We start from the raw sequence: 25,245 nt of genomic DNA on the forward strand, positions 1-25,245 counted from the left end.
CATGAAACGGCATTCGCCCGCAGCGGCGAAGCAGCGCGGCATGGCGATTATCAGCGCGTTGCTGATCGCGGCGGTGGTGGCGGTGATCGCCGGCGCCATGCTCACGCGTCAGAGCGTATTCACCCGCAGCGTGGAGGCCGAGCAATTGCGCATTCAGGGCCAATGGTTGTTGCAAGGCAGCCTGGAACACAGCCGGCTGCTGCTATGGGATGCCCGTCAGAAGGACGTGCTGACCCGTCTTGATCAACCGTGGGCACGTCCTCAGGGCGGCGCGTTTGAAGGGCGCCTGGAGGATGAGCAGGGCAAGTTCAACCTGCGCAACCTGGTCAGTCGCCAGCAGGTAGTTGCCGAACAGGTGCAAAGTTTCGAGCGCCTGTGCCGCCTGATCGGCATCGATTCGGCTGTGAGCCAACGCATCAGCCAGCGAGTGATCGGGTCCTACGAGCAACGTGCCGACAAGTCCCTGCTGCCGGCCCGCTACCCGATGCTGCGCAGCCTGGATGACTTGAGCGGTATCGACGGCCTGGACCCGTTGCTGCTAAGGCGCCTGCAGACCTTCGTCAGCGTGCTGCCCGGTAATACTTGGGTCAACGGCAACACCGCCAGCGCCGAAGTGCTCAGCGCGGTGGTGCCGCAGCTCAGCCTGGCCCAGGCCCAGGCGCTGGTGGCCGAGCGCGACAGCGGGCGTTGGTTTATCAACCGCGGCGATTTCGTCAACCGCCTGCACCTGCCGCAAGTGGCGGTAGAGAGCGTGCAGGTGGGCATTACCAGCGAGTGGTTTCGCCTGCAGGGCCAGGCCCGCCGTGAACAGCGCCGGGTGACGATCGACGCGTTGTTGCATCGCCCCGAAGACCGCCGGCCCCAGGTGATCTGGTCGCGGGTGGGCGCATGAAACGCCTGCGGATCGGCTTGCCGCCACTCGATCAATTGACGGCCGACAGCCAGGTGCAATTTGCCTGGCTGGAGCGTGGCGCGGTGCTGAGCGAAGGCCGCGAAAGCCTGCTGCAGTTGGGCCGGTCCAAGCCGCAGGTGGAGTGTTTTCTGCACCCTGCTGACAGCCTGCTGACCAGCCTCGACCTGCCGCCGCTGGCCGCCGCCAAAACGGCGGCCGCCGTGGCCTGTGCCGCACAGGCGTTGATTCTCGGGCCGGTGGAGCAGATGCAGGTGGCCCACGGCCCGCGTGACAGCGATGGGCGCGTGCAGGTGGCCTGGGTGCCCAAGGCCGGGTTGGCGCGACTGGGCCAGGTGTTGGCGCAGGGCCGGCTCACGTTGCGCGGCCTTTACCCGGCGCCGTATGCCTTGCCGCCAGGCGCTGCGGCCATGCACGAGGGCTACTTGCTGACGCGCCATAGCGTGCAACAAGCGACGGTGCATCCGCTCGGGCAACAGGCGTTGGATCAAGGGCTGGAGGTGCCGCTGGTGCAGGAGGCACAGCGCTGGAGTGGCCTCGTACCCGGCTGGGGCTTGCACGGCCGTCTCAGCCAACCGGCGAGCGGCGGCTGGGGCAGGGCGCTGGCCGCTGTCGCCCTGGCCACTGCCATTTGGACCCTGGGCCTGAACCTGTACGCCGCGCGCCAGGCGGACGAAGGCCAGCAGCTCAAGGCGCTGCTGAGCCAGCAAGTGCGCCAGGCCTTCCCCGAACTGCCGGTGATCCTCAACCCCTTGCAGCAGGCCCGCCAACAGTTGGCCGCCCGCCAAACCGGCGCCGCCGCCGACCCCGGCCAGCGCTTTGGCAGCCTGCTGCAAGTGGCCGGTAGCAGCCTGCCGTTCATGGTCGGCAACGTCGACAGCCTGACCTTCGAACAGGGGCGCTTGCACCTCGGGTTGCTGGCCGACAGCCGTAGCCCCGCCGTGCAAGGCGATTGGCAGGCGGCGCTGGCCCAGGCCGGGTTTGGCGCGACGCGCGATGAGCACGGCTGGACCCTCGGCCCGGTGGACGCCGCTGAAAAACCGGGAGCGGGTGATGAATAAGTGGCGCCGCCTACGCAGCCAGGCCCAGGCGTTCTGGAGCGGCCTGGCCCTGCGCGAACAACGCATGCTCAGCGGTGCCGGCCTGGTGTTGGCCAGTCTGTTGACCTGGCTGGTGCTGATTCAGCCACCCTTGAAGAAGATTGCGTATTGGCAGGCCGAAACGCCCAAGTTGCGCGCCCAGGCCGACACCTTGCACGCGCTGTTGCAGGGCGTCGTGGCGCCTCGTCCCGCCGATGCCGCCGGGCTGCAACAGGCCCTGGATAGCGCCGGCCTGCAAGGTCGTTACCAGTTGCAGGCGCTGGACGCCGGTGGCTGGCGCCTGAGCTTCGACAACGCGCCGGCCGATGCGGTGGTGGAGTGGTTGCTGGGCAACCCGCGTTCATTTTCCCTGGAGGTGTCCGAGGCGCGTTTGCAGCGTAGCGCGGACGCCGTCGACAGCTCGGCCGGCACTGTGTCCGGGACCGTTCGCATGGATCAGGCGCTTGGCGCTAAGGAAGCTTCATGAAGTGGTCAGTCCCCAACCCTGCGCCTTTTCGCAAGGTCGCGCCGCTGCTGTTACTGGCCTTGAGCGCGTGCAGCAACAACCCGTCGCCGACCACGCCGTTGCTGGTGGACAGCGAACTCGGCCAACCCCTGGCCGACACCCGGCGCAGTAGCGAGAGTGTGCTGGAGCGTCAGCACGAACCCGCGCCCAAGCCCCGCCTCCAGCACCCGCTGACCAACAGCGCCCGTGGCCACGCCCCGGCGGCGGTCAAGGCGCGCAACCCACTGGGCGATCAGCCGGTGCAACTGAATTTTGTCGACGCCGATATCCAGGCGGTGGTGCGTGCGCTGTCCCGTGCCACCGGCCAGCAGTTTCTGGTCGACCCTCGGGTCAAAGGCAACCTGACCCTGGTCAGCGAAGGCCAGGTGCCGGCGCATCAAGCCTACGACATGCTGCTGGCGGCGCTGCGCATGCAGGGCTTCAGCGTGGTCGACGTCGGCGGCGTGGCGCAGGTGGTGCCGGAGGCGGATGCGAAGTTGCTCGGCGGGCCGATCTACAGCGCCGGCAGCAGCGGCATGCAGACCCGCACCTTTCGCCTGCAATATGAAAACGCGGTGAACCTGATCCCGGTGCTGCGCCCGATCGTCTCGCCGAACAACCCGATCAACGCCTACCCCGGCAACAACAGCATCGTCATCACCGACTACGCGGAAAACCTTGCGCGGGTGGCGCAGATCATCGACGGCATCGACACCCCCAGCGCCATCGACACCGACGTGGTGATGGTGCAGAACGGCATCGCCGTGGACATCGCCGCCATGGTCAGCGAACTCCTCGACACCCAGGGCGCCGACCAGACCCAGAAGATCAACGTGATCGGTGACCCGCGCTCCAACTCGATCATCATCCGTGCCGGCAGCCCCGAGCGTACCGAGCTGGCGCGCAACCTGATCTACAAGCTCGACAATGCCCAGAGCAACCCGAGCAACATGCACGTGGTCTACCTGCGCAACGCGCAGGCGGGCAAGTTGGCGCAGTCGCTGCGTGGCTTACTCACTGGCGAGAGCGAGGCCGGCGTCAGCGACGAGGCGCGGGGCAAACTCAGTGCCATGGGCGGCAATGCGCAGAGCACGCAGGGCAGCAGCACCGCGCAGAATAGCAGCGGAACGCCCACCGGCAGCGGCGTGCAGACCGGGTATGGCCAGGATAAGAAAGCGACTGGCAGTACCCCCGGCAGTGATCAGAACACCGCGTTCAGTGCTGGCGGCGTGACGATCCAGGCCGACGCCACCACCAACACCTTGCTGATCTCCGCGCCGGACCCGCTGTACCGCAACCTGCGCGAAGTGATCGACATGCTCGACCAGCGCCGCGCCCAGGTGGTGATCGAAAGCCTGATCGTCGAAGTCAACGAAGACGACGCCAGCGAATTCGGCGTGCAATGGCAGGCCGGCAACCTCGGTGGCAAGGGCGGTTTTGGCGGGGTGAACCTGGGGGGCAGCGGGGTGAATGCCACGTCCACCAGCAAGACCAGCATCGATGTGTTGCCCAAGGGCCTGAATATCGGCCTGGTCGATGGCAGCGTGGACATCCCCGGGATCGGCAAGGTGCTCGACCTCAAGGTGCTGGCCCGCGCCTTGAAGAGCAAGGGCGGCACCAACGTGCTGTCGACGCCGAACCTGCTGACCCTGGACAACGAAGCCGCGAGCATATTTGTCGGGCAGACCATTCCGTTCGTCACCGGCAGCTATGTGACGGGCGGCGGCGGCACCAGCAACAACCCGTTCCAGACCGTGCAGCGCGAAGAAGTGGGGCTCAAGCTCAACGTGCGCCCGCAGATTTCCGAGGGCGGCACGGTGAAGCTGGATATCTACCAGGAAGTCAGCAGCGTGGACACGCGGGCGTCGGTGGACGCGGGCACCGTGACCAACAAGCGTGCGATCGATACCAGCATCCTGTTGGACGACGGGCAGATCATGGTGCTCGGCGGGTTGTTGCAGGACGGCTACAGCCAGAGCAATGACGCGGTGCCGTGGTTGTCGGATATCCCGGGGTTGGGCGCGTTGTTTCGCAACGAAAAGCGCAGTGTGAGCAAGACCAATTTGATGGTGTTTTTGCGGCCCTACATCATTCGCGACAGTGGCGCGGGGCGCAGTATTACGTTGAACCGCTATGAGTTCATGCGCCGCGCCCAGGGTGGCTTGCAGCCGGAGCGCAGTTGGGCGCTGCCGGATGTGCAGGCGCCGCAGTTGCCGTCGGTGGAGAAGGCGATTCCGGGGGCTGGGCCGAGGGCGGTGATCAGGGCGGTGCCGGCTTCGGGGGGGGCGCAGCGGTGATGGAGTACATATCCGTTGTTGCGGTAGCGGCCTCTAATGGTTCAGCTCTTACTGCGGCTCACTTTTGGAAGGCCCCCAACTCCCGGGCACTCACCGCTTCAAAATGTGGGAGGGGGCTTGCTCCCGATAGCGGTGTGTCAGTCAATTCATCTGTAACTGAACCACCGCTATCGGGGGCAAGCCCCCTCCCACATTTACAGCGCGCGCCAGTTCCCGCGCCGTGCCATGGATGGCCCGTCGCGGCGGCCCGCGGAGTAATGCCTGGGTTCGGGCACACCGAGCCTAAGCGAGGTGCCGAGTGGTGGGGCGAGAGCCTTTTGGTTACTGTTGGGCTCTTTCCAAAAGTGACCCGCCGTAAGGGCGGAACCCATAGCCGCCGTTACCGCAGCAACGGATATGTACTCAGTCCATCTAAAGCCAGCGCAAGCGAGCAAATCCCATGAGCCTGCTCCCCTACGCCTGGGCCAAATCCCAGCGCATCCTTCTGCGCCCCGGCGCGGCCGGCATGCGGCTGACCGTCTGCCCGTCGACCCCCGGCTGGTCGATCAGCGAAGTCCAGCGGCAGTTCGGCCAGAGCCACCTTGAACAGGTGCGCGACGACGAACTCGACGGCCTGCTCGCCAGCGCCTATGCCGACACCGGCAGCGCCGCCGCGGTGGTTGGCGCCGCCGAAAACGAAGTCGACCTCGACCGCCTGATGCAGGACATGCCCGAGATCACCGACCTGCTCGACACCCAGGACGGCGCGCCGGTGATCCGCATGATCAACGCCTTGCTGACCCAGGCCGCCCGCGATGAGGCCAGTGACATCCACATCGAACCCTACGAAACCCATTCCGTGGTGCGCTACCGCGTCGACGGCACCCTGCGCGACGTGGTCTCGCCGCGCAAGGCGCTGCATGGCGCGCTGGTGTCGCGGATCAAGATCATGGCCCAACTCGACATCGCCGAAAAACGCTTGCCCCAGGACGGCCGCATCGCCCTGCGCGTGGCCGGGCGGCCGATTGATATCCGCGTGTCGACAGTGCCCACCGGCCATGGCGAGCGCGTGGTGATGCGGCTGCTCGACAAACAGGCCGGGCGCCTGCAACTGGAAACCCTGGGCATGGAAGCGCACCTGTTGGCGCGCCTCGACACGTTGATCCGCCAGCCCCACGGCATCGTGCTGGTCACCGGGCCTACCGGCAGCGGCAAGACCACCAGCCTCTATGCCGCGCTGGCGCGACTGGATGCGAGCACCAGCAATATCCTCACCGTCGAAGACCCGGTGGAGTACGACCTGCCAGGTATCAGCCAGATCCAGGTCAACGCCAAGATCGACATGACATTCGGCCTGGCCCTGCGCGCGATCCTGCGCCAGGACCCGGACATCATCATGATCGGCGAAATCCGCGACCTGGAAACCGCCCAGATCGCCGTGCAAGCCTCGCTCACCGGCCACCTGGTGCTCGCCACCCTGCACACCAACGACGCGGTATCGGCAGTCAACCGCCTGATCGACATGGGCGTCGAACCGTTCTTGCTGGCGTCTTCGCTGTTGGGCGTGTTGGCCCAGCGCCTGGTGCGGCGCCTGTGCCCGCACTGCAAGCAGGCAGACCCGGCCGCGCCCGGCACCTGGCGGCCGGTGGGCTGCGCGCAGTGCAACCAGATCGGCTACAGCGGGCGTACCGGCATTCATGAATTGTTCTGCGTTGACGACGAGGTGCGCAGCCTGATCCACCAGGGCGCTGGCGAACAGGAACTGCGCCTGGCTGCACGCCGCGCCGGTATGTTCAGCCTGCGTGAAGACGGCGAGCGTTGGGTGCGCAGCGGCACCACCGCCGCCGAAGAAATCCTGCGCGTGACACGGGACGCCTGATGAATCGCTATCGCTATGAAGCCGCCGACGCCAGCGGCAAAGTCGAGGCCGGGCACCTGGAGGCCGACAGCCAGAGCGCGGCGTTTGCCGCGTTGCGCAGCCGTGGCCTGACCGCGTTGCGGGTGCAGGTCGAAGGCAATCAGCAGGCAGCGGGCGCCAGCAGCCTGTTCAGCGCCAAGCTGTCGGACAACGACCTGGCCTGGGCCACACGGCAACTGGCGAGCCTGCTCGGCGCCAGCCTGCCGTTGGAGGCGGCGCTGAGCGCCACGGTGGAACAGGCCGAGAAAAAACACATCGCCCAGACCCTGGCCGCCGTGCGCGCCGATGTGCGCGGCGGCATGCGCCTGGCCGATGCCCTGGCGGCGCGGCCTCGGGACTTTCCGTCGATCTACCGCGCGCTGATCGCGGCGGGGGAGGAGTCCGGCGACCTGGCCCAGGTGATGGAGCGCTTGGCCGACTACATCGAAGAGCGCAACAACCTGCGCGGCAAGATCCTCACCGCGTTCATCTACCCTGGCGTGGTGGGGCTGGTGTCCATCGGCATTGTGATTTTCCTGTTGAGCTACGTGGTGCCCCAGGTGGTCAGCGCGTTCTCCCAGGCGCGCCAGGACCTGCCGGGGCTGACCCTGGCGATGCTCAACGCCAGCGACTTTATCCGCGCCTGGGGTTGGCTGTGTTTTGCCGGGATCGTCGGCAGCTTCTGGGCCTGGCGCCTGTACCTGCGCAACCCCGTGGCGCGCCTGAACTGGCACAGCCGGGTGCTGCGCCTGCCGCTGATCGGGCGCTTTGTGCTGGGCCTGAACACCGCACGGTTTGCCTCGACCCTGGCGATCCTCGGCGGCGCGGGGGTGCCGCTGTTGCGCGCCCTCGAAGCGGCGCGCCAGACCTTGTCCAACGAGCGCCTGAGCCAGTGCGTCAACGACGCCACCGCCAAAGTGCGCGAAGGCGTCAACCTTGCGCCCGCGCTGGCGGTGGAGAAGGTATTCCCGCCGGTGCTGATCCACCTGATCGCCAGCGGCGAAAAAACCGGCTCACTGCCGCCGATGCTCGAACGCGCGGCGCAGACCCTGTCGCGGGACATCGAGCGCCGCGCCATGGGCATGACCGCGCTGCTCGAGCCACTGATGATCGTAGTGATGGGCGCCGTGGTGCTGGTGATCGTGATGGCGGTGCTGTTGCCGATCATCGAGATCAACCAACTGGTGACCTGACTACACGCGGTCAAAAATGTGGGAGGGGGCTTGCCCCCGATTGCGGTGGGTCAGTTTATGCATCTGTGGCTGACACTCCCTCATCGGGGGCAAGCCCCCTCCCACAGTGGACCCTATCTGTTCAGTTGATGTAGGGGTGGGCCGATACCGCCAGCCCGCAACCTCGGGTTCATCGTTTCGTCACAGCCAAGCCCCTCGCCACCGCCCGCGCCGCCTTGACGAAACCCCCACTGAAACCGCGCTGTCACCTGCCTCCAAACCGCTCAAAAGCATGACCAAAACACCCGAGAATCTTTTTAAAAATCAAGCCCTTCCTCCCGAGGTTTTTTCCCATTGCTGTCATCGGAAACTGCGAAATTCTCTAGCCATGGCCTCACCCCCAGCCACCCCCGAGACACGGCTTGGGACCGGAGCCATGGCGTCATGCAAGAGCCATCTACCCAAACGTACAAACACGACGAAAGGAGATTCTTCATGTTTAAGCGCAACGTTCTCGCGGTATCCATGACCCTCGCTGCACTGTGCTCGGCACAGGCGGCAATGGCTGACATCAACGGCGGCGGCGCCACTTTGCCACAAGCGCTGTACCAGACTACAGGCGTCCTCACCACCGGTTTCGCCCCTTACATCGGTGTGGGCAGCGGCAACGGCAAGGCAGCCTTCCTGACCAACGACTACACCAAGTTCGTGGCGGGCGTTACCAACAAGAATGTGCATTGGGCCGGTAGCGATTCGAAACTGAGCGCGACTGAGTTGTCGACCTACCTCACCAACAAACAACCTACCTGGGGCAAGCTGATCCAGGTGCCATCGGTCGCCACTTCGGTCGCCATTCCCTTTAACAAAGCAGGCACTGCGAATGTCGATCTGAGCGTCAACCAGTTGTGCGGCGTGTTCTCGGGCCGTCTGACTGACTGGAGCCAGGTCACTGGTTCCGGCCGCACTGGCGCCATCACCTTGGTGTACCGCAGCGAGTCCAGCGGCACCACCGAACTCTTCACACGCTTCCTTAACGCCAAATGCTCCGAGGCACTGCCTTTTGCCGTGACCACGACGTTTTCGTCGAGCTACGGCACTGGCGTTCCATCCACCGCAGTGGCCGCCACCGGCAGCCAAGGCGTAATGACTGCGCTGAACGCGACTGACGGTGGCATCACCTACATGAGCCCGGACTACGCCGCGTCTACCCTGGCTGGTCTGGATGACGCTACCAAGGTCGCCAAGGTTGGCGGTGTTTCCCCAGCCCCGGATAACGTCTCGGCAGCCATTGCGGTGGTGCCGGTTCCAACCAACGTCAACGATCAGAACGCCTGGGTACCGGTGTTTGGCCCTGCCGGTTCGGCGGACCCAACCGTTGTGCCATACCCCACCACTGGCTACCCGATCCTGGGCTTCACCAACCTGATTTTCAGTCAGTGCTACGCCGACGCGACCCAAACCTCGCAAGTGCGTGCGTTCTTCACCCGCCACTTCGGTTCCAGCGCCTTGAACAGCAACGACAACGCCATCAAGGCCAACCGCTTTGTGCCGCTGCCGACCACCTGGAAAACCGCTATTACCAATAACTTCGTCACTGCGACCAGCACGCTGAGCATCGGCAAGGCTGACGTCTGCAACGGCATCGGTCGTCCGCTGTAACCCTCGCTTCAACGACCTGCAATACCTGATCAGCAACGGCCCGTGCCGTTGCTGATTTTTTGCATTTCTGCCTGCGGTTAGCAGGCCTATATGAACTTTGCATGACAGAAGTTCAGTCGTGCTCCTTGCCAACCGCCTAACCCACATACGTGAGCCTGTCTTACCCCTGGGCGTTAACAAAGAAGGAAGATTCCCGATGGTCCGCTGCAAACCAACGCTTAAGCTGAATGCCCAAGGCCCGAGTGCCCCGGCTGTGTTGCGCCTCAAGCCACTGGCCCAGGCCATTGCCCTGTTGATGGTGGCCGGCAATGCCCAGGCGGCCACGGCGTTCAGTTCCGGTTGGTTTGCCGAAAAAGGCGCTTCCCAGGCAGCGACGGCGGCGCGGATCAGTGCCGGGCAGGTGCCGGGGATTCCGACGCTGAACCAGCAGGCGCAGGTCAACCAGCAGCTAGCGCGTTCGATCAGCACCTTGAACACCAGCGTCGCGGCGATTGCGGCCCAGCAGGCGGCGCAAGCGGCAGGGCGCCAGGCGGCGTTCGGCCAGGTCTCGACGATTCCCGATGGCCTGGGCAAGGGCGGCCTGCAGGTCGACAACAGCCTGACCCAGGGCTGGACCAACGCCAAGGGCCCGACCCAAAGCCAGTCCGGTGGCAAGACCACGGTGACCGTCGAGCAGACCGCCGACAAAGCGATCCTCAACTGGGAGACCTTCAACGTCGGGCGCAACACCGCCGTCGACTTCCAGCAGCAGTCCAACTGGGCGGTACTCAACCGTGTCAATGACCCCAACGCGCGCCCCAGTGAGATTCAGGGCCAGATCACCGGCGCAGGCACGGTGATGATCCTGAACCGTAACGGCGTTGTGTTCAGCGGCACCAGCCAGGTTAACGTGCGCAATCTGGTGGCCGCCGCGGCGAACATCACCGACGAGCAGTTCACCCAGCGCGGTATTTACGTCGACACCAACGGGACCCAGCCGACATTCACCGACGCGGCCGGCAAGGTTGAGGTGCAGCACGGCGCGTTGATCCAGACCCACAACCCCGCCACCTCCACCGATGCGGGCGGCTATGCCTTACTGCTCGGCAGTGAAGTGGAAAACGCCGGCACGCTCATCACTGCCAAAGGCCAGACCACCCTGGCGGCCGGCGACAGTTTCTACATTCGCAAGGGCGTCGGCACCACCGGCAACGACCGCTCTACCACCCGTGGCAATGAAGTGGCGACCAGCCTCAAGGCTGGCTCCACGGCGGGCAAGGTCAGCAACAGCGGCCTGATCATGGCCTCCACCGGTGATATCACCCTGACCGGGCACCAGGTCCAGCAAAATGGCGTGGTCCTGACCAGCACTTCGGTGGACACGCGCGGCACCGTTCACTTGCTCAATTCGGCCACTGACACCACCGGCAGCGTGACCCTCGGCGAGGGCAGCACCACCGCGATCCTGCTCGATGCCGGCGACTGCAGCGCCCTCGACAGCCAGAAGAGCGCCGGCCTGACCAAGCTCGACGGCCAAGCCGCCAACTTGATCACCGGCCAGTTCAACCACCTCAGCGCCGTGGCCGACCGCACCGACCAGTCGCGCATCGAGATCGTCAGTGGCGGCACCGTGGATTTCCAGAAGGGCTCGATCACCCTGGCCACTGGCGGGCAGGTCGCCGTCAGCGCCGCTGGGCGCAGCCTGGTGCGCGATGGGGCGATGATCGACGTGTCCGGCGCGGTCGGCGTCAAGGTGGCGATGAACGCCAACAACATCAAGATCAACGTGCAGGGCAACGAGCAGCGCGATGCGTCGGTCAACCGTGACGACGGCAAACTGATCAACAACGACGTGTGGGTCGACCTGCGCGAGCTGGTGTTTGTACCGGCGGGCACCAACGGTTATGCAACGGACCGCTGGTACACCGCTGGCGGCTTGCTGGAAGTCGGCGGTTACCTCGGCACCCAGGGCCACTCGGTGGGCGAGTGGATGGCCCAGGGCGGCACCGTGACCTTTACCGGCAAGGACGTGGTGACCCAGCAGGGCGCGCAGATCAACCTGTCGGGCGGCACCGTGGATGTGCAGGCCGGTTATATCGAACAGACTTGGCTGAAGGGCCCCGATGGGCGTTTGTATGAAGTGTCCAGAGCCCCGGGCGACATTCTCTACTCCGGCTTCTACAAGGGCTTTGAAGACACCAGTAAACGCTGGGGCCAGACCGAGTACTACTACAACCCGATGATCGCCACGCAACGCCGTTACGAGTCCGGTTACACCGTGGGCCGCGATGCCGGCAAGCTGGTGGTCGGCACTGCCAGCGCGGTGTTGGAAGGGCAACTGATCAGCGACGTGTTCCAGGGCGAACGCCAGACCCAGGCGGCGAATATCAACCTCGATGGCTACCAGCAATCGCAGAAGGCCCAGGCCCAGCGCGCGCAGTTGATCATTGGCCAATACCTACCGATCTACAACAAGACCACCGGCACCTTGCGTTATGCATTGGGCGCGACCACCGACCAGGTGCTGATCGACAGCAACACCCAGAAAGTCGCCGAGGGCCTGGACCTTGCCACCGCGCTGCCGGCGGATCGCCAAGGCAAGATGGTGCTCGACAGCGATCAGCTCAACGGCTACCAACTGGGTGCGATCAAGGTCGGGGCCCGACAGCAAATGAGCGTCAACGCTGCGCTGCAGGTGGCGGACGGCGGCGATATCACCCTGTTCGGGCCAGGGGTCAATATCAACGCCAACCTGACGGCCCACGGCGGCACCCTCAACGTGGGTAACATCCTCAGTCAGGTCGACCCGACGAAAGGGCTGGTGGTCGATACGATCCTGGCGGGCAGCGCCGGGATCAGGGTGGCCGGCGGGGTCAGGCTCGATACCAGCGGGCGCTGGAACAACCTGGCGCTGGACTCTTCCAGCATCGGCGGCGTTGCCTATGTGAATGGCGGCAAGGTGTCGCTTCGCAGCACCGGCGACGTAAACCTGGGCGCAGGCAGCGTGGTGGAGGCCTCTTCCGGTGGCACCCTTGGCGTGAATGGCACGCTCGCAGGCGGCAAGGGCGGTGACGTGACCCTGGCTGCGCTCGGTGCGCTGGGGCTGCAAGGTGAGGTGCTCGGCTATGGCGTCAACGGCGGCGGCACGCTGGCGTTGCAGGCGCGCCAGGTGCAGATCGGCGACAGCACCGACGTGCCGGCTGCGGATACCTTGAAATTGGCCGGCGATTTTTTCAACAAAGGCTTCTCGGCCTATGACATTACCGGTAATGAAGGGCTGATCGTTACCGACGGCACCCAGGTGGAGGTCATCGCGCCCGTTTTGCGGCAGGGCGAACAAGCCTCGAACATGCCAACCGGGAGCGACCCGGCTAAGGCCCTGGAACGTTGGACCTCGTCGGTGTACCAAGAAGACGCGGCCAAGGGCGTGCTCACCCAGCGCCGTGGTGCCAGCTTGAACCTGAATGCCGGGCACGCGGATTCCACGGCGGCGCAGTTGGCAACCACGGCGCTGACGGTCGGCCAAGGCGCAGTGATCACGGTCGACCCGGGGCAGGCCATCAACCTGCGCAGTGTCGGGCAACTGACCCTGGAGGGCACCCTCAATGCCTGGGGCGGCACTGTCAGTCTGGGTAGCCCGACGGTTGTGCCCCAGGCGATGGAGCAGGCCAACGCGATCGGCCATCGCCGCTCGATCTGGATCGGTGAGCACGCGCTGATCGATGTCTCGGCGCGCGCGGTGACAGCGCTGGACTACCTTGGTCGCACCTACGGCCAGGTGCGCGACGGCGGCAAGATCAGCATCGGTGGCGAGATTGACACGGCCACCGGCATCGCCAAGGCCAGCGACCTGTTTGTGGTGGTGCGCGATGGCGCGCGGCTGGAGGCGTCCGGTACCGAGGCCCGGTTGAACGTTGCCGGGCAGGGCACGGTGCCCGTGGCCAGTAACGGTGGCAGCATCAGCCTGGCGTCCAACAACGGCCTGTATCTGGACGGCAGCTTTGTCGCCAAGGCCGGCGGTGCCGGTGCGGCGGGTGGGACCCTGGCGGTGGCGCTGGAAAGCCCGTATTACCAAAAAGGTGTGGTCACCGATCGCGTGCTGCAAGCCCGCGAACTGGTACTGAGCCAGACTCATCAACCCCACGCATTGGCCGGCACCGCCGAGGATGCCGCCGCCAGCCTGACATACGGCCATGGCAGCTTGGGCGTGGATCAGGTCAGCGCCGGGGGCTTCGATAACCTGGCGCTGTTGAGCAATGGTTTGTTGAGCGTTGCCGGTGATGTGAACTTGAACATGGGCCAGAGCCTGCGGCTGTACAGCACCGGCTATAGCCTCGCCGACAGCGCGTCTGCGAGCTCCCGCGTCAACCTGTCGGCCCCGTATGTGCTGCTGGCCGGCATCCTCGCCCCGGAGGAGGCTAACCGGGATAACTACGTGCGCGCGGTGCCGACGCTGATCAAACCGTCGTTGCTGGCGACCCAGGCGCAGTTCAATGCCAACGCCCAGGTGATCGATGTGCAGGGCAGCGTGGTATTCGGCAACAGCAGCAGCCTGCGCCAGGCTAACGGCAGTCTGGCGAGCCTGCAGCGGCGCGGTTTTGATCAGGTCAACCTGACTAGCCAGGGCGACCTGCGCTTTCTTGCCGGCGCCAGTACCAACGCGGTTGCCAAGGGCATCAGTACCCAATTGCTGACCCAGGGCGATATGACCTTGCGCGCGGCGCAGTTGTACCCCGGTACGGAAGTCAGTGCGCGGGTGGTCGCCGGCTATCAGGGCGAAGGTAATGGCGGCGATCTCAAGTTCGACCCTCTGCGCACGCTGACGATTGGTCGCGCCGGAACGGCGCAGGCGACGATGCCGTACTCGGTGTTCGGGCGTTTGCAGATGAACGCAGCCACTGTGCGACAAGGCGGCGTGGTGCGGGCGCCCCTGGGTTTGATCGATATCGGCAGCCTGGGCAGCAACCTGGTGCAACTGCTGCCGGGTAGCCTGACGTCGGTGAGTGGCAAGGGCCTGGTGTTGCCGTATGGCGGCACGGTGGATGGCCAGGTCTACAACTACAACGGCAAGCAGGTGGCATTTATCGGCCAAGGCGGGGTGATCACCGAAGAACTGGCGATTGGTGTGGTGCTGGGCGGCAAGTCGGTCAGCGTGCTGCCGGACGCCACCCTGGACCTTTCCGGTGGCGGTGAGCTGTTGGGCGCCGGTTTCGTGTCCGGGCGCGGTGGTTCGACGGATGCGCGGTACAACCCGTTGGTACAGTTTGGCGCCGACGGAACGTTTGTGTTGCCGGGGCTGTCCACCAACCCGGTCTACGCGATTGTGCCGGGCGTGCAGCCCGTTGTTGCACCTGCGGGCGGGGACAGCGGGGCGGGGTCGCCGTTGATTGGCCAGCAAATCACCATTGGCGCCGGGGTGCCGGGGCTGCCAGCGGGTACTTACACGCTCATGCCGTCGACCTACGCATTACTGCCAGGCGCGTTCCGGGTCGAGGTCAACGGCTTGGCCGGGCCCGGCAACGAAGCCGCGACCCAGTTGATGAGCAACGGCTCGTGGACGACTGCCGGGCGCTTATCGATCGCCAATACCGGTATCAGCAACAGCGTTGCCAGCCAGGTGGTTCTGACCTCGGCCGATACCCTGCGCCAGTATTCCCAGTACAAGGAAACCAGCTATGCGCAGTTCGCCAGGGCGGATGCGGCGAAACTCGGGGTGCCGCGACCGATGCTGGAAGTCGACGCCAAGACCCTGAAGCTGGCGTTGCGCTCGGGCGGTGGGGCGGATGCGTTTTCCTTCCAGGGCACTGGCCGTTTCGAGGCGGCGGAGGGTGGCTACGGCGGCACCGTCGCGGTGATCGACCCGGGCCATGGCGGCATCGAAGTCATCGCGGCGGACCAACCGGCGACCAGCGGCTTTACAGGCATTACCCTCAAGGCCGACAGCCTCAATGCCCTGGGCGCATCACGCCTGATGGTGGGAGGGATGACGGCGGTGGTGTATGGCCAGTCCGGCAACTACATCATCTTGGCGAACGGGTCGAATCGGGCCAACAGCTCGATCATCTTGCGCGAGGGCACCACGCTTGCCGCGCCTGAGGTGTTCCTGGTGAGCAACATTGGCGCGATCACTCTGGAGCAAGGCGCATCGATCGATACGATCGGCCACGGCCAGGCCAGCTACGATGCCAAAGACGGCTATATCTACAAGGTCGCCAACATGCTTGCGGTGTCCAACGGCCAGCTCAATGTGATCGCGGCACCGGGCGCCGGTGGCGAGGTCAGCGCGGGGATCAGCATTGGCACATGCAGCGACGTGCTCTGCAGTGGGCAGACCGGGCTGTACTCCGAAGGCAGTATCGTTGCGTTGACCGACGCCAGGTTCGAGTTGGGTGACCAGGTGCGTTACGGTACGCGCCACCTTAACCTGGGCGTCAGCGCCATCAACCTGGGCAGCGCTGAAGCGCTGGCGGCTGCTGCTGCCGCGAACCAAGTGCCGGCTGGCCTGACACTCACCCAGGCCCTGCTCGACCGCCTGTTGCGTGGCGATACCCAGTTCGGCGCGCCCGCCCTGGAAACCCTGCAACTGTCGGCACGCGACAGCTTCAATTTCTACGGCAGCACCTCCCTGGACACCTACGACCCGCTCACCGGCAAATCGCTGCTGAGCAACCTGATGATTGCCACGCCGGCCATCTACGGTGCCGGCGGGACAAACGATGTGGCCAGCATCCACACCGCCAACCTGATCTGGCAGGGCGCAACCGACCCGGCGGGCGCGGTGGTGAGCGGCGGTGCCGGCACCGGCAGCGGGCGCCTGGATATCAATGCCGAGCGCATCGAATTCGGTTACGGGGCGTTTGCGCAGCCGAGCACCACCCTGACATTCGACCGCCTGGCCTTGGGCTTTGCCAACGTCAACCTGAACGCCAGCGAGCGCATCACCGCCAACCACAAGGGCAGCCTGTCGGTTTATCAGGCCCAGGGCGCCTACGATTCGGTGAAGGGCTTTGAGTACAGTGGCGGCAACCTCACGATTCTTACGCCGTTGATGACAGGTGAAGCCGGCTCGGTGAACCGGATCACCGCTGGCGGTGCGATTGATGTGGCGAGCTCCGCCGGCCCACGTGGCACAGTCGACGGCCAGGGCGCCGAGCTGTCGTTGCAGGGCGACAGCCTTCGCCTGGCCAGCGCGGTGGTACTGCCCAGCGGCAAGGTCAGCCTCGGCGCCCGCGGCGACGTGGTGTTGACGGACACTGCGTTGATTGATGTCGCCGGCCGTGGGATCGGGTTCAACGATGTGACCCAGTACGGCTGGGGGGGCGATGTGCTGCTCGACAGTCGCAATGGCAACATCTACCAGGCGGCAGGCTCGACGATCGACCTGTCGGCCAAGAACAACCAGGCCGGCAAACTGCGTGCCGTCGCAGTGGATGCGGCGGGCGGCATTGTCGACATGCAAGGCAAGATCCTCGGCAGCAGCAGCGGCGACTACGACGCGGGCGGCACCTTGATGCCGTACCAGGCCGGTACCGTGGAAATCCAGGCCCAGCGCCTGGGCAGCAGCGGTTCGCTGGACCAGCAGTTTGCGGACTTGAACCAGCGCCTCAATGCGGGCCAAGTCTTCGGCGCGCGCAGCTTCCAGCTCAAGCAAGGCGACTTGACCATCGGCAACGGCGTCAAGGCCAGCACCGTCAGCGTCTCGGTGGACAACGGCAGCCTGCGCGTCACCGGCCTGGTGGATGCCAGCGGTGAGCGCGTCGGCAGTATCAACCTGGCGGGCAAACATGGCCTGAGCCTGGACGGCAGCGCCATGCTGGACGCCCACGGCGGCCGGTTGCGGGTGGACAGCTATGGCAAGATCATCGACTCACCCAACCGCGCCATGGTGGTCCTCGGCTCCGGCGACGGCCAGTTGACCCTCGCCGACGGCATGCGCATTGACCTGCGCCACGGCACCAATGGCTCGTCCAGCAACGACGGGCGCAATCGCGGCACCCTGGAGCTTAATGCACCGCGGCTGGTCAACACCGATGGCAGCAGCAACGATATCAACATTGACGCCCGTGGCCGCCTGGCCATCCAGGGCGCGCGTTCGATCACCCTCAACGGCATGGCCACCTATGACGATGCGCCATTGGTTAACGACCCTACCGCCAGCGGGCGGCCTTACCAGCAGATCGACCAGGCCTACCTGGATGGCAAGCATGCGCTGAGCACGGCGTTTATCAACGCGGCACTGCTCAACCAGGACCTGTTGCAGGGCAAACTGGCGGGGCTCAACAATGCGACCTACGCCAATGCCTTCCATTTGCGCCCGGGTGTGGAAATCGTCAGCCGTACACCGGACGGCGATCTGGTGGTGCAGGGCGATCTGGACCTGTCCGGCTACCGCTACGCCAGCCTCAACCCCAACAGCCAGAAAACCTCGGTGTACGGCTCCGGCGAGTCCGGCAGCCTGACCCTGCGTGCTGGTGGCGACCTGAACATATACGGCAGCATCAACGATGGTTTTGCCCCACCGCCAGACACGGTGGACGACAAGGGCTGGGTGTTGCTGCCCGGAATCGACTTTACCGGCGGCGCGGTGGTGGTGCCGGGTAACGGCGTGACCCTGGCCGATGGCACCGCGTTCCCGGCGGGGGCCACCTTGAACTACGACGTGCCGATCAAAGGCCTGACGGTGGCGGCCGGCACTCGTCTGCCCGTGGCGGCGACCCTCGACCAGACCCTGGTGCTGCCGGCCGGCACCGTCCTGGCGGCGGCAATACGCGATGCGGGCGGCAACCTGCTGTTTGCCGCCGGCACCTTGCTCGACCGGGCGCAAACGCTGGTGGCCGGTACGCAGTTGGAGGCGGGCACCCTGCTGGCCCAGGGCACCCGCCTGGCGGCGATGACCTGGCCAAAAGGCGTACCGCTTCCGGCGGTGGCGGGGGCGAACCTGAATAACAACATCGTCATGCTCAATGGCAGCAAGGCGCTGCCACGGGGTGCATTGATCCCCGCCGGTACCAACGTGAAGTTGCCCGACGGGGTTGGCTCGGTGCAACTGCGCCCGGAAGTCGCCGGACGCCAGGGCAAGTTGTGGGCGATTGCACCGATGTTGGCCGAGGGCACGCAATCCTGGTCGCTGCGCCTGGTCGCTGGCGCCGATACCGAGGCGGCCGACAGCCGCATCCTGCAAAGCCATCCGCGCAGTGGCGACCTGCGCCTGGCTGACGCTCACTACGGCATGTTTGCCAAGGAATTGCCCGCCACCGGCGTGCAGACCTGGAGCGCCTTTGCCGTCGAAGATTTTGCCGCCAACGGTGTGACCGTCAAGGAAGGCGACCCGGTCGACCAGGCGATTCTGGATGGTTTCGGGTTGGGCTCGATTGCCGATTTCTGCAACGGCAACCCGGCGTATTGCGCGGTTAAGGTCGATTACCTGTGGACCCAGTCCGCTGCGCTGGAGCTGGCCGATTATGGGGTCTTCGTGAAAGCGGGCGATGTGATCAAGCAAAGTGAGCTGGACCAACTGGGCTTGCCAGCTATCGCTGATTTCTGCACCAGTTCACCGTCGTACTGCCTGCTGGGTGGCGGCAAGCAGTATGCGGCCACGCCGTCCAGTACGCGCTTCAGTGTGATCCGCACCGGCACCGGTGACCTGGAGCTGTTGAGTGGCGGCAACCTGAGCATGGAGTCACTGTTCGGGGTCTATACCGCAGGCACCTCCTCTGTTACCACCCAAGCCGGCGATCCGTATAACCAGGCTAAGGTGCTGAACAGCAACAAGACCGTACTCAATAGCCCAAACAGCTACTACGAGCAGTTCGTCAACGGCTCTTCGGACAGCCTGTACCGGGCCTGGTACCCGGAGGCCGGCGGCAACCTTACGTTGAACGTGGGCGGGAATCTCACCGGTAATATCGTGAGCCCTTCGACCTCCTTTCTCGGTCGTCCCGACACTCAGGACGTCGGCAACCCATCGGCCGCCGTCGGTAACTGGTTATGGCGCCAGGGCAGCGCGGACGTGGTGACGGGCGAGCAAGCCCAGCCGACCGCCTGGTGGGTCAATTTCGGCAGTTTCACCACGGTCAAGACGGCCCTGACGACATCCGATCAGTTAGTGGGCTTCACCGGTTTTGGCACCCTCGGCGGTGGTGACCTGGACGTGACTGTGCGCGGCAATGCGGGGGCCTTGAATAGCCTCGCGGACAGCGCCAACAACGCGGCGCTGAACGTGCGCACTGAAGGCCTGGTGCTGGCGGTGGGCAGTACCGGTCGGGTGGCCAGCGATGGCAGCCTGGTGCTGACCGGCGGCGGCGACCTGCAGTTGCACATCGGCGGTTCGCTGAACCCGGTCGCCTCACAGGCTGTGGATTCGCGCAATGGGGTGCTGGTCAACCTGCGCGGCAATGCGCAAGTAAGCAGTGGTACGGCGGGTGATATCAGCCTGACGTATGGCAGCATTTCGATACAGCACAGCCCCGGCGAAACACGCGCATACGACCCGTTGCAGGCCACCCGTGGCTTGCCTTCGGGCGGTATCACACTGGTACCGGGTGATGCCACGTTCAGTCTGGCCACGGCCGGCGATCTGGTCGTGCAGGATGTACTCGACCCGGGACGGGTCGAGGTGGCTAACAGGTCCGCCTTTACTCGCGGGACCCAGTCGGGGGACGGGGAAAGTTGGTTCACGTTGTGGACGGCCCACACGGCGATAGATCTGTTCTCGGCAGGCGGCAATTTGACCCCGAATGTCAGCGGCACAGCGACTGACCTGGCAATCGTCTATCCGTCGATTCTTCGTGCGACCGCGGCTGGAGGCAATCTCTACTATGGGAAGGCCGCGCATATTTCCCAGTCCGATGGCAGTTATTCGGGCACGCTGTTGCTTGCCCCGGGCCCTGACGGTGAGTTGCAGTTCCTGGCCCGCGACTCGATTTACGCCGGCGGCATGTTCGTCACGCCGTCTGCGGCCGACCCGGGCATCATGGCCACGCCTTGGCAGCCGGCATTTGTCGGCAGGATTGACGGTCAGGTGGTCGCCGATGGCAATAATCTGTCAGCCAACAGCGGTCTGCCGACGGAGGGTACGGTCACCTATTCTGACCCGCGTCCATTGTTGACGTTTGGGTCGGCCACGGCGTCGGCTGCTGCCTATGTGCCCAAATCCCCAGCGCGTTTCTATGCGCTGAGCGGCGACCTGGTCGGGGTCAGCAGCGGCAGGGTCATTGGCTTCAACAGTGCGCCGACGGCGAGCAATTCGGGGCAGACCTGGTACGAGGGCAACGGTCCGGTGTGGATGATGGCCGGGCGTGACATTGTCAGCAGTGGCAGCCTGTTCAACGATGCCCGGGGAACCTTGTCGGAGCAGCAGACGGGCAACCTCTTTATTCATAACAACCCCAACGACATTTCCATCGTTTCCGCCGGCCGCGACATTCTCTACAGCAACTTCCAGGTCGCCGGCCCCGGCCTGCTGGAGGTGACGGCGGGCGGCAATATCCTGATGGCTGGGCGGCCAGCGGCGGCGGGGGGCGAGGTCAGCGTCACCAGCCTCGGCGCAGTGGTGGCAGGCGACAATCGCCCGGGCGCGAGCATCGTGATGCAGGCCGGTGTCGGTCCGAACGGCCCGGATTACCTGCACTTTGTCGAGGCTTACCTGGACCCTGCCAACCTGGCACAAGCGGGCGAGTCCTTGCAGGGCGGCAGGGTGGCCAAGACTTACGAAAACGAACTGGTCCGCTGGTTGGCCGAGCGTTTCGGTTTCGTCGGCAGCAGCGAACAGGCCCGCGCTTACTACGCAGCGTTGCCCGCCGAACAACAGCGGGTCTTCGCCCGTGATGTGTACTTCGCCGAACTCAAGGCCGCCGGCCGTGAATACAACCAGGACGGCAGTGTGCGCCAGGGCAGCTATGTGCGTGGTCGTGCCGCGATTGCCAAGTTGTTTCCTGAGACGGACGTGGCCGGTAACCCGATTACCTACAAGGGCGACATCACGATGTTCGGCGGCTCGGGCGTACACACCAACTTCGGCGGCTCGATCCAGATGCTCACCCCAGGCGGCAGCCAGACCTTCGGTATCGAAGGCGCAGCGCCACCGTCCACGGCCGGCGTGATCACCCAGGGTGCGGGGGATATCCAGCTGTACTCCATGGGCAGCATTTTGCTCGGCCAGAGCCGCATCATGACCACCTTCGGTGGCTCGATCATGGCCTGGACCAGCGAGGGCGACATCAACGCCGGGCGCGGCTCCAAGACCACCGTGGTGTACACGCCGCCCAAGCGCGTCTATGACAACTGGGGCAACGTGAGCCTGTCGCCGGCGGTGCCAAGTACCGGCGCGGGGATCGCCACGCTGAACCCGATCCCCGAAGTACCGGCGGGGGATATCGACCTGATCGCGCCTTTGGGCACCATCGACGCGGGCGAGGCGGGCATTCGGGTCTCGGGCAACGTCAACATCGCCGCCTTGCACGTGGTCAACGCGGCCAACATCCTGACCCAGGGCAAGTCGTCCGGGGTGCCGGTGACCGCCAGCGTCAATACCGGCGCCATGAGCTCGGCCAGCGCGGCGGGGGCGGCGGCGTCCCAGGCGGCGGAAGACGCGGCGCGCAGCCAGCAGGCGGCGGCCAAGCAGGGCAGGGCGTCGATCGTGACGGTGGAGGTGTTGAGCTTTGGCTCCGAACCGGTGCAGCGCGAGCCGCAGGAACAGCAGAAAACCTCGGAGTACAACCCCAACAGCCCGGTGCAGGTACTGGGCGCCGGGCCGTTGAGCGAACAGGCGCGTGCGCGGTTGACGGATGAGGAGCGCAAGCAGATCACGTTGTAAGTGGAAGGACCTCTCGATGTACGTTTGGGGCGATCAGTGATTGCCCCGTTTTTTTTGTTGGCGCGGCGGCCTAATAGCCGACCTGATACTGGAAGCCGAACTCGGTCAGAAATGTGGGAGGGGGCTTGCCCCCGATAGCAGTGGGTCAGTTACAGATTAGTTGACTGACACACCGCTATCGGGGGCAAGCCCCCTCCCACATTTGGATCTCCATGGATCAGATATCTCCATAGGTCAGATAGACCTCATTTTGCTTTTGCTCTGGCTTTGCTCTGGCTTTGCTCTGGCTTTGCTCTGGCTTTGCTCTGGCTTTTGATTTTGATTTTGATCTTAGGCGCCCCGTCAAACCACGCCGGAGTGAGGGCATGCCGAGCCTAGGCGAGGCACCGAGTGGTGGGGCAAGAGCCCTAATGGTTACTTTGGGGCTTTTCCAAAGTGACCCGCCGTAAGGGCGGAACCAATAGCCGCCATTACCAAAGAACCGGATATACCCACCGCCCCACCAACCGCCACGCTCAAAGAACCGAATATGTACCCGCTCACCCTCCCCAAAAAATGCCCCCCACTCAATCCCAAATGAAGCTTTCATGACAAAAGTTCGGTAGCTCCCACCCACGCCCGTCTTGCCTATGTAACGCGCTGGAGGCGGCCACAAGTCGCCTCCCCAGCCGTCAGCAGGACGCCAGGAGTGGGGCAAATGGGAACTATGGAACGTTACTCGAAAGTCGGCATGCAGGAGCTCGATCAGCGCCTGTCGAAGATCGTCGAAGCCGCGCGCAAAAAGCCGGTTTCGGTCTACCGCTACGGCGCGCCCTGGGTGTGGATCGTCTCGCAGGACGATTGGCAGGGCGCCTTGAAGGAAGTTTCCAGCTACATCCCCGCGGGCCATTCGCTGGTGTTGTTGCGCCCGCAGATCGACGAGATGTTCGACCGGCACCACGCCCTGCTGCGCCCCGCACCGGAGATGCTGATCGCGCCGCGCACCGTGCTGCAGATCCTGCTGTTGCAACTGCTGTATTCCGTGCCCAGCGAACAGCAACTGCACGAGCAGCTCAATTACAACCTGCTGTTCCGCTGGTTCGTCGGCCTCGACCTGCACCAGAAGGTGTGGGGCATCCATGTGCTGCAACGCGATATCGCCACCCTGTTGAACGACCCACGGGCGGTGCAATTGATCCAGACCATCATCGGTGACGTGTTTTGCGGTGCCTTGCTGCACATGCCGGAGTTCTCGTTGAACTTCGCCTTGTTGCACACCTGGCTGGCACGGCACAGCCAACTTTCGACAACCCGCAATTGAGCAGGCCAAACGCCGTGCAATCGGCGAGGGCGCAATATTTTAGACATTTAGGGGGCTGTGTGGAGCATCTGTTCAAGTCAACGCTGGCGCTGTGTTGCCTGGCGCTGGGCACCTTGGTGCAGCCGGCGCTGGCCGAGGAGGGCGATGCCCCGGCGCGCCGGGTGGACGTCAACGAGTACTTCGTGCGCGGCAATACCGTGCTCGATGCGGCAACGATCGAAGAGGCGGTGTACCCGTTTCTCGGCCCGCAAAAGACCCTGAACGATATCGAAGGCGCCCGCGATGCGCTGCAGAAGATCTACCAGGCGCGCGGCTACCAGTCGGTGTTTGTGGAGCTGCCGGAGCAGAAGGTCGATGACGGCATCGTCTACCTGCAGGTCAGTGAAACCAAGGTCGGTCGCGTGCGGGTGGTGGGGGCCAAGCACTATTCGCCGGTGGACATCCGCGAGGAAGTGCCGGGGCTCAAGGAAGGCGCCGTGCCGGATTTCGCCAGCGTGCAAACCCAGCTCGCCGCGCTCAACCGCAGCGCCGGACGCCAGGTCACGCCGCAGGTACGTGAGGGCCAGCGCGCCGGCACGATGGATGTCGACCTGCAAGTGGAAGACCAGAACCCCTGGCACGCCAGTATCGGCCTGAACAACGACTACAGCGCCGACACCGAGAAGCTGCGCTCGGTCGCGACCCTGGGCTACGACAACCTCTGGCAACTGGGCCACAGCCTCTCGCTGACGTACTTCACCGCGCCCCAGGACAGCTCGAATGCCAAGGTCTGGTCGGGTTCCTACAGCGCGCCGCTGGATGAACGCTGGACGTTGCAGTTCTCCGGTTACCAGTCCGACAGCAACATCGCCACCATCGGCGGCAGCAACGTGTTGGGTAAGGGCCACTCCTACGGGGTGTCGGCCATTTACAGCCTGCCGGCGGCGGGCAATTGGGCCAATTCGTTCTCGTTCGGGGTCGACTTCAAGGACTTCGACGAGGAGATGAAGTTCGGTTCCAGCAGCGACCAGGTGCCGCTCAAGTACGCGCCGTTCACCCTGGGTTACAACGGCTATCGCTACACCGAGCAATCCCAGTTGGGCCTGGGCTTGAACCTGGTCGTCGGCACCCGCGCATTCTTTGGCTATGGCAGCGACGCCAAAGAGTTTGACTACAAGCGCTACAAGGCCAGCGCCAGCTTTGCGGTGCTCAAGGGCGACCTGAATTACACCTACACCTTCGCCAACGACTGGCAGTCGGCGTCCAAGGCCGGCTTCCAACTGGCGTCGGGGCCGCTGGTGTCCAACGAGCAATATTCCGCCGGCGGCGCCACCTCGGTGCGCGGCTACCTGGCGGCCGAGCGCACCGGGGATGAAGGTTACCTGCTCTCCCAGGAGTTGCGCACACCGTCCCTGGCCAAGTTCCTCGGCAGCTACGTGCAGGAGTGGCGCTTCTACGCGTTCGCCGAAGGCGCACGCATGCGTCTGCACGACCCGCTGCCCGAGCAGGAAGACGAATACAGCCTGGCCAGTGTCGGCCTCGGCACCCGCGCCAGTTTGAGCAAATGGTTGTCCGGCAGCCTGGATTGGGGCTACCCGCTGCTCGACGGACCAAACACCCAGAAACAGGACTCGCGACTGCACTTCAGTGTGCAGGCGACTTTCTGACCCTTTTC

Annotated in this window: 11 protein-coding genes; 10 read left to right on the plus strand and 1 reads right to left on the minus strand. The window is 64.7% G+C overall.

The genetic code is table 11. From position 1 onward, the window contains the following. Window position 1: 1 nt before the first annotated feature. The 8 genes from gspK to ACP7CJ_RS18115 all read left to right on the plus strand — a co-directional run bounded on the left by gspK (window position 2) and on the right by ACP7CJ_RS18115 (window position 22,291). Window positions 2–892, plus strand: coding sequence for a type II secretion system minor pseudopilin GspK (gene gspK / locus ACP7CJ_RS18080; protein WP_426100916.1), 891 nt, complete (start codon window positions 2–4; stop codon window positions 890–892). Beyond that, entirely contained in the window at window positions 889–1,971 is a 1,083-nt protein-coding gene (gene gspL, locus ACP7CJ_RS18085) for a type II secretion system protein GspL (RefSeq protein ID WP_426100918.1), read from the plus strand. Before gspK ends, gspL begins: the two co-directional genes overlap by 4 nt. Next, entirely contained in the window at window positions 1,964–2,476 is a 513-nt protein-coding gene (gene gspM / locus ACP7CJ_RS18090; protein ID WP_276197641.1) for a type II secretion system protein GspM, read from the plus strand. Before gspL ends, gspM begins: the two co-directional genes overlap by 8 nt. Further along, complete coding sequence (gene gspD / locus ACP7CJ_RS18095) at window positions 2,473–4,791, plus strand: type II secretion system secretin GspD (RefSeq protein ID WP_426100920.1); 2,319 nt, start codon at window positions 2,473–2,475, stop codon at window positions 4,789–4,791. Before gspM ends, gspD begins: the two co-directional genes overlap by 4 nt. Before the next feature lie 439 nt (window positions 4,792–5,230). Then, window positions 5,231–6,649 (plus strand): type II secretion system ATPase GspE, encoded by a 1,419-nt coding sequence (gene gspE, locus ACP7CJ_RS18100; RefSeq protein ID WP_276197643.1) that lies wholly within the window; start codon window positions 5,231–5,233, stop codon window positions 6,647–6,649. Further along, window positions 6,649–7,860 (plus strand): type II secretion system inner membrane protein GspF, encoded by a 1,212-nt coding sequence (gspF, locus tag ACP7CJ_RS18105; RefSeq protein ID WP_276197644.1) that lies wholly within the window; start codon window positions 6,649–6,651, stop codon window positions 7,858–7,860. Before gspE ends, gspF begins: the two co-directional genes overlap by 1 nt. A gap of 474 nt (window positions 7,861–8,334) precedes the next feature. Next, a complete protein-coding gene (locus ACP7CJ_RS18110) occupies window positions 8,335–9,498 on the plus strand; it encodes a substrate-binding domain-containing protein (RefSeq protein WP_247407671.1) in 1,164 nt (387 codons plus the stop codon). A 196-nt stretch (window positions 9,499–9,694) separates the two neighbouring features. Continuing rightward, window positions 9,695–22,291, plus strand: a complete 12,597-nt coding sequence (locus tag ACP7CJ_RS18115) for a filamentous haemagglutinin family protein (RefSeq protein ID WP_426100922.1) — start codon at window positions 9,695–9,697, stop codon at window positions 22,289–22,291. A gap of 217 nt (window positions 22,292–22,508) precedes the next feature. Here the strand turns inward: ACP7CJ_RS18115 and ACP7CJ_RS18120 are convergent, their stop codons facing one another. After that, window positions 22,509–22,880 (minus strand): hypothetical protein, encoded by a 372-nt coding sequence (locus tag ACP7CJ_RS18120; protein WP_426100924.1) that lies wholly within the window; start codon window positions 22,878–22,880, stop codon window positions 22,509–22,511. A 117-nt stretch (window positions 22,881–22,997) separates the two neighbouring features. On the opposite strand from ACP7CJ_RS18120, the gene ACP7CJ_RS18125 reads away from it, so the two are divergent. After that, window positions 22,998–23,591, plus strand: a complete 594-nt coding sequence (locus tag ACP7CJ_RS18125) for a transposase (protein ID WP_276197931.1) — start codon at window positions 22,998–23,000, stop codon at window positions 23,589–23,591. Between the two features lie 59 nt (window positions 23,592–23,650). After that, window positions 23,651–25,237: a ShlB/FhaC/HecB family hemolysin secretion/activation protein gene (locus ACP7CJ_RS18130; protein ID WP_276197646.1), complete on the plus strand. Its 1,587-nt coding sequence runs from the start codon at window positions 23,651–23,653 to the stop codon at window positions 25,235–25,237. The last annotated feature ends 8 nt before the right edge of the window (window positions 25,238–25,245 follow it).

It is taken from the genome of Pseudomonas sp. PSPC3-2 (assembly GCF_049897085.1).
Classification (GTDB): Bacteria; Pseudomonadota; Gammaproteobacteria; order Pseudomonadales; family Pseudomonadaceae; genus Aquipseudomonas; species Aquipseudomonas paraveronii.

Excerpts from the sequence above, each read along its gene's own strand:
- gspM (WP_276197641.1), top strand. The coding sequence starts at position 1,964 with ATGAATAAGTGGCGCCGCCTACGCAGCCAGGCCCAGGCGTTCTGGAGC.
- gspF (WP_276197644.1), top strand. The coding sequence starts at position 6,649 with ATGAATCGCTATCGCTATGAAGCCGCCGACGCCAGCGGCAAAGTCGAG.
- ACP7CJ_RS18110 (WP_247407671.1), top strand. The coding sequence starts at position 8,335 with ATGTTTAAGCGCAACGTTCTCGCGGTATCCATGACCCTCGCTGCACTG.
- gspD (WP_426100920.1), top strand. The coding sequence starts at position 2,473 with ATGAAGTGGTCAGTCCCCAACCCTGCGCCTTTTCGCAAGGTCGCGCCG.
- ACP7CJ_RS18120 (WP_426100924.1), bottom strand. The coding sequence starts at position 22,880 with ATGAAAGCTTCATTTGGGATTGAGTGGGGGGCATTTTTTGGGGAGGGT.
- ACP7CJ_RS18125 (WP_276197931.1), top strand. The coding sequence starts at position 22,998 with ATGGAACGTTACTCGAAAGTCGGCATGCAGGAGCTCGATCAGCGCCTG.
- gspL (WP_426100918.1), top strand. The coding sequence starts at position 889 with ATGAAACGCCTGCGGATCGGCTTGCCGCCACTCGATCAATTGACGGCC.
- gspK (WP_426100916.1), top strand. The coding sequence starts at position 2 with ATGAAACGGCATTCGCCCGCAGCGGCGAAGCAGCGCGGCATGGCGATT.
- gspE (WP_276197643.1), top strand. The coding sequence starts at position 5,231 with ATGAGCCTGCTCCCCTACGCCTGGGCCAAATCCCAGCGCATCCTTCTG.
- ACP7CJ_RS18115 (WP_426100922.1), top strand. The coding sequence starts at position 9,695 with ATGGTCCGCTGCAAACCAACGCTTAAGCTGAATGCCCAAGGCCCGAGT.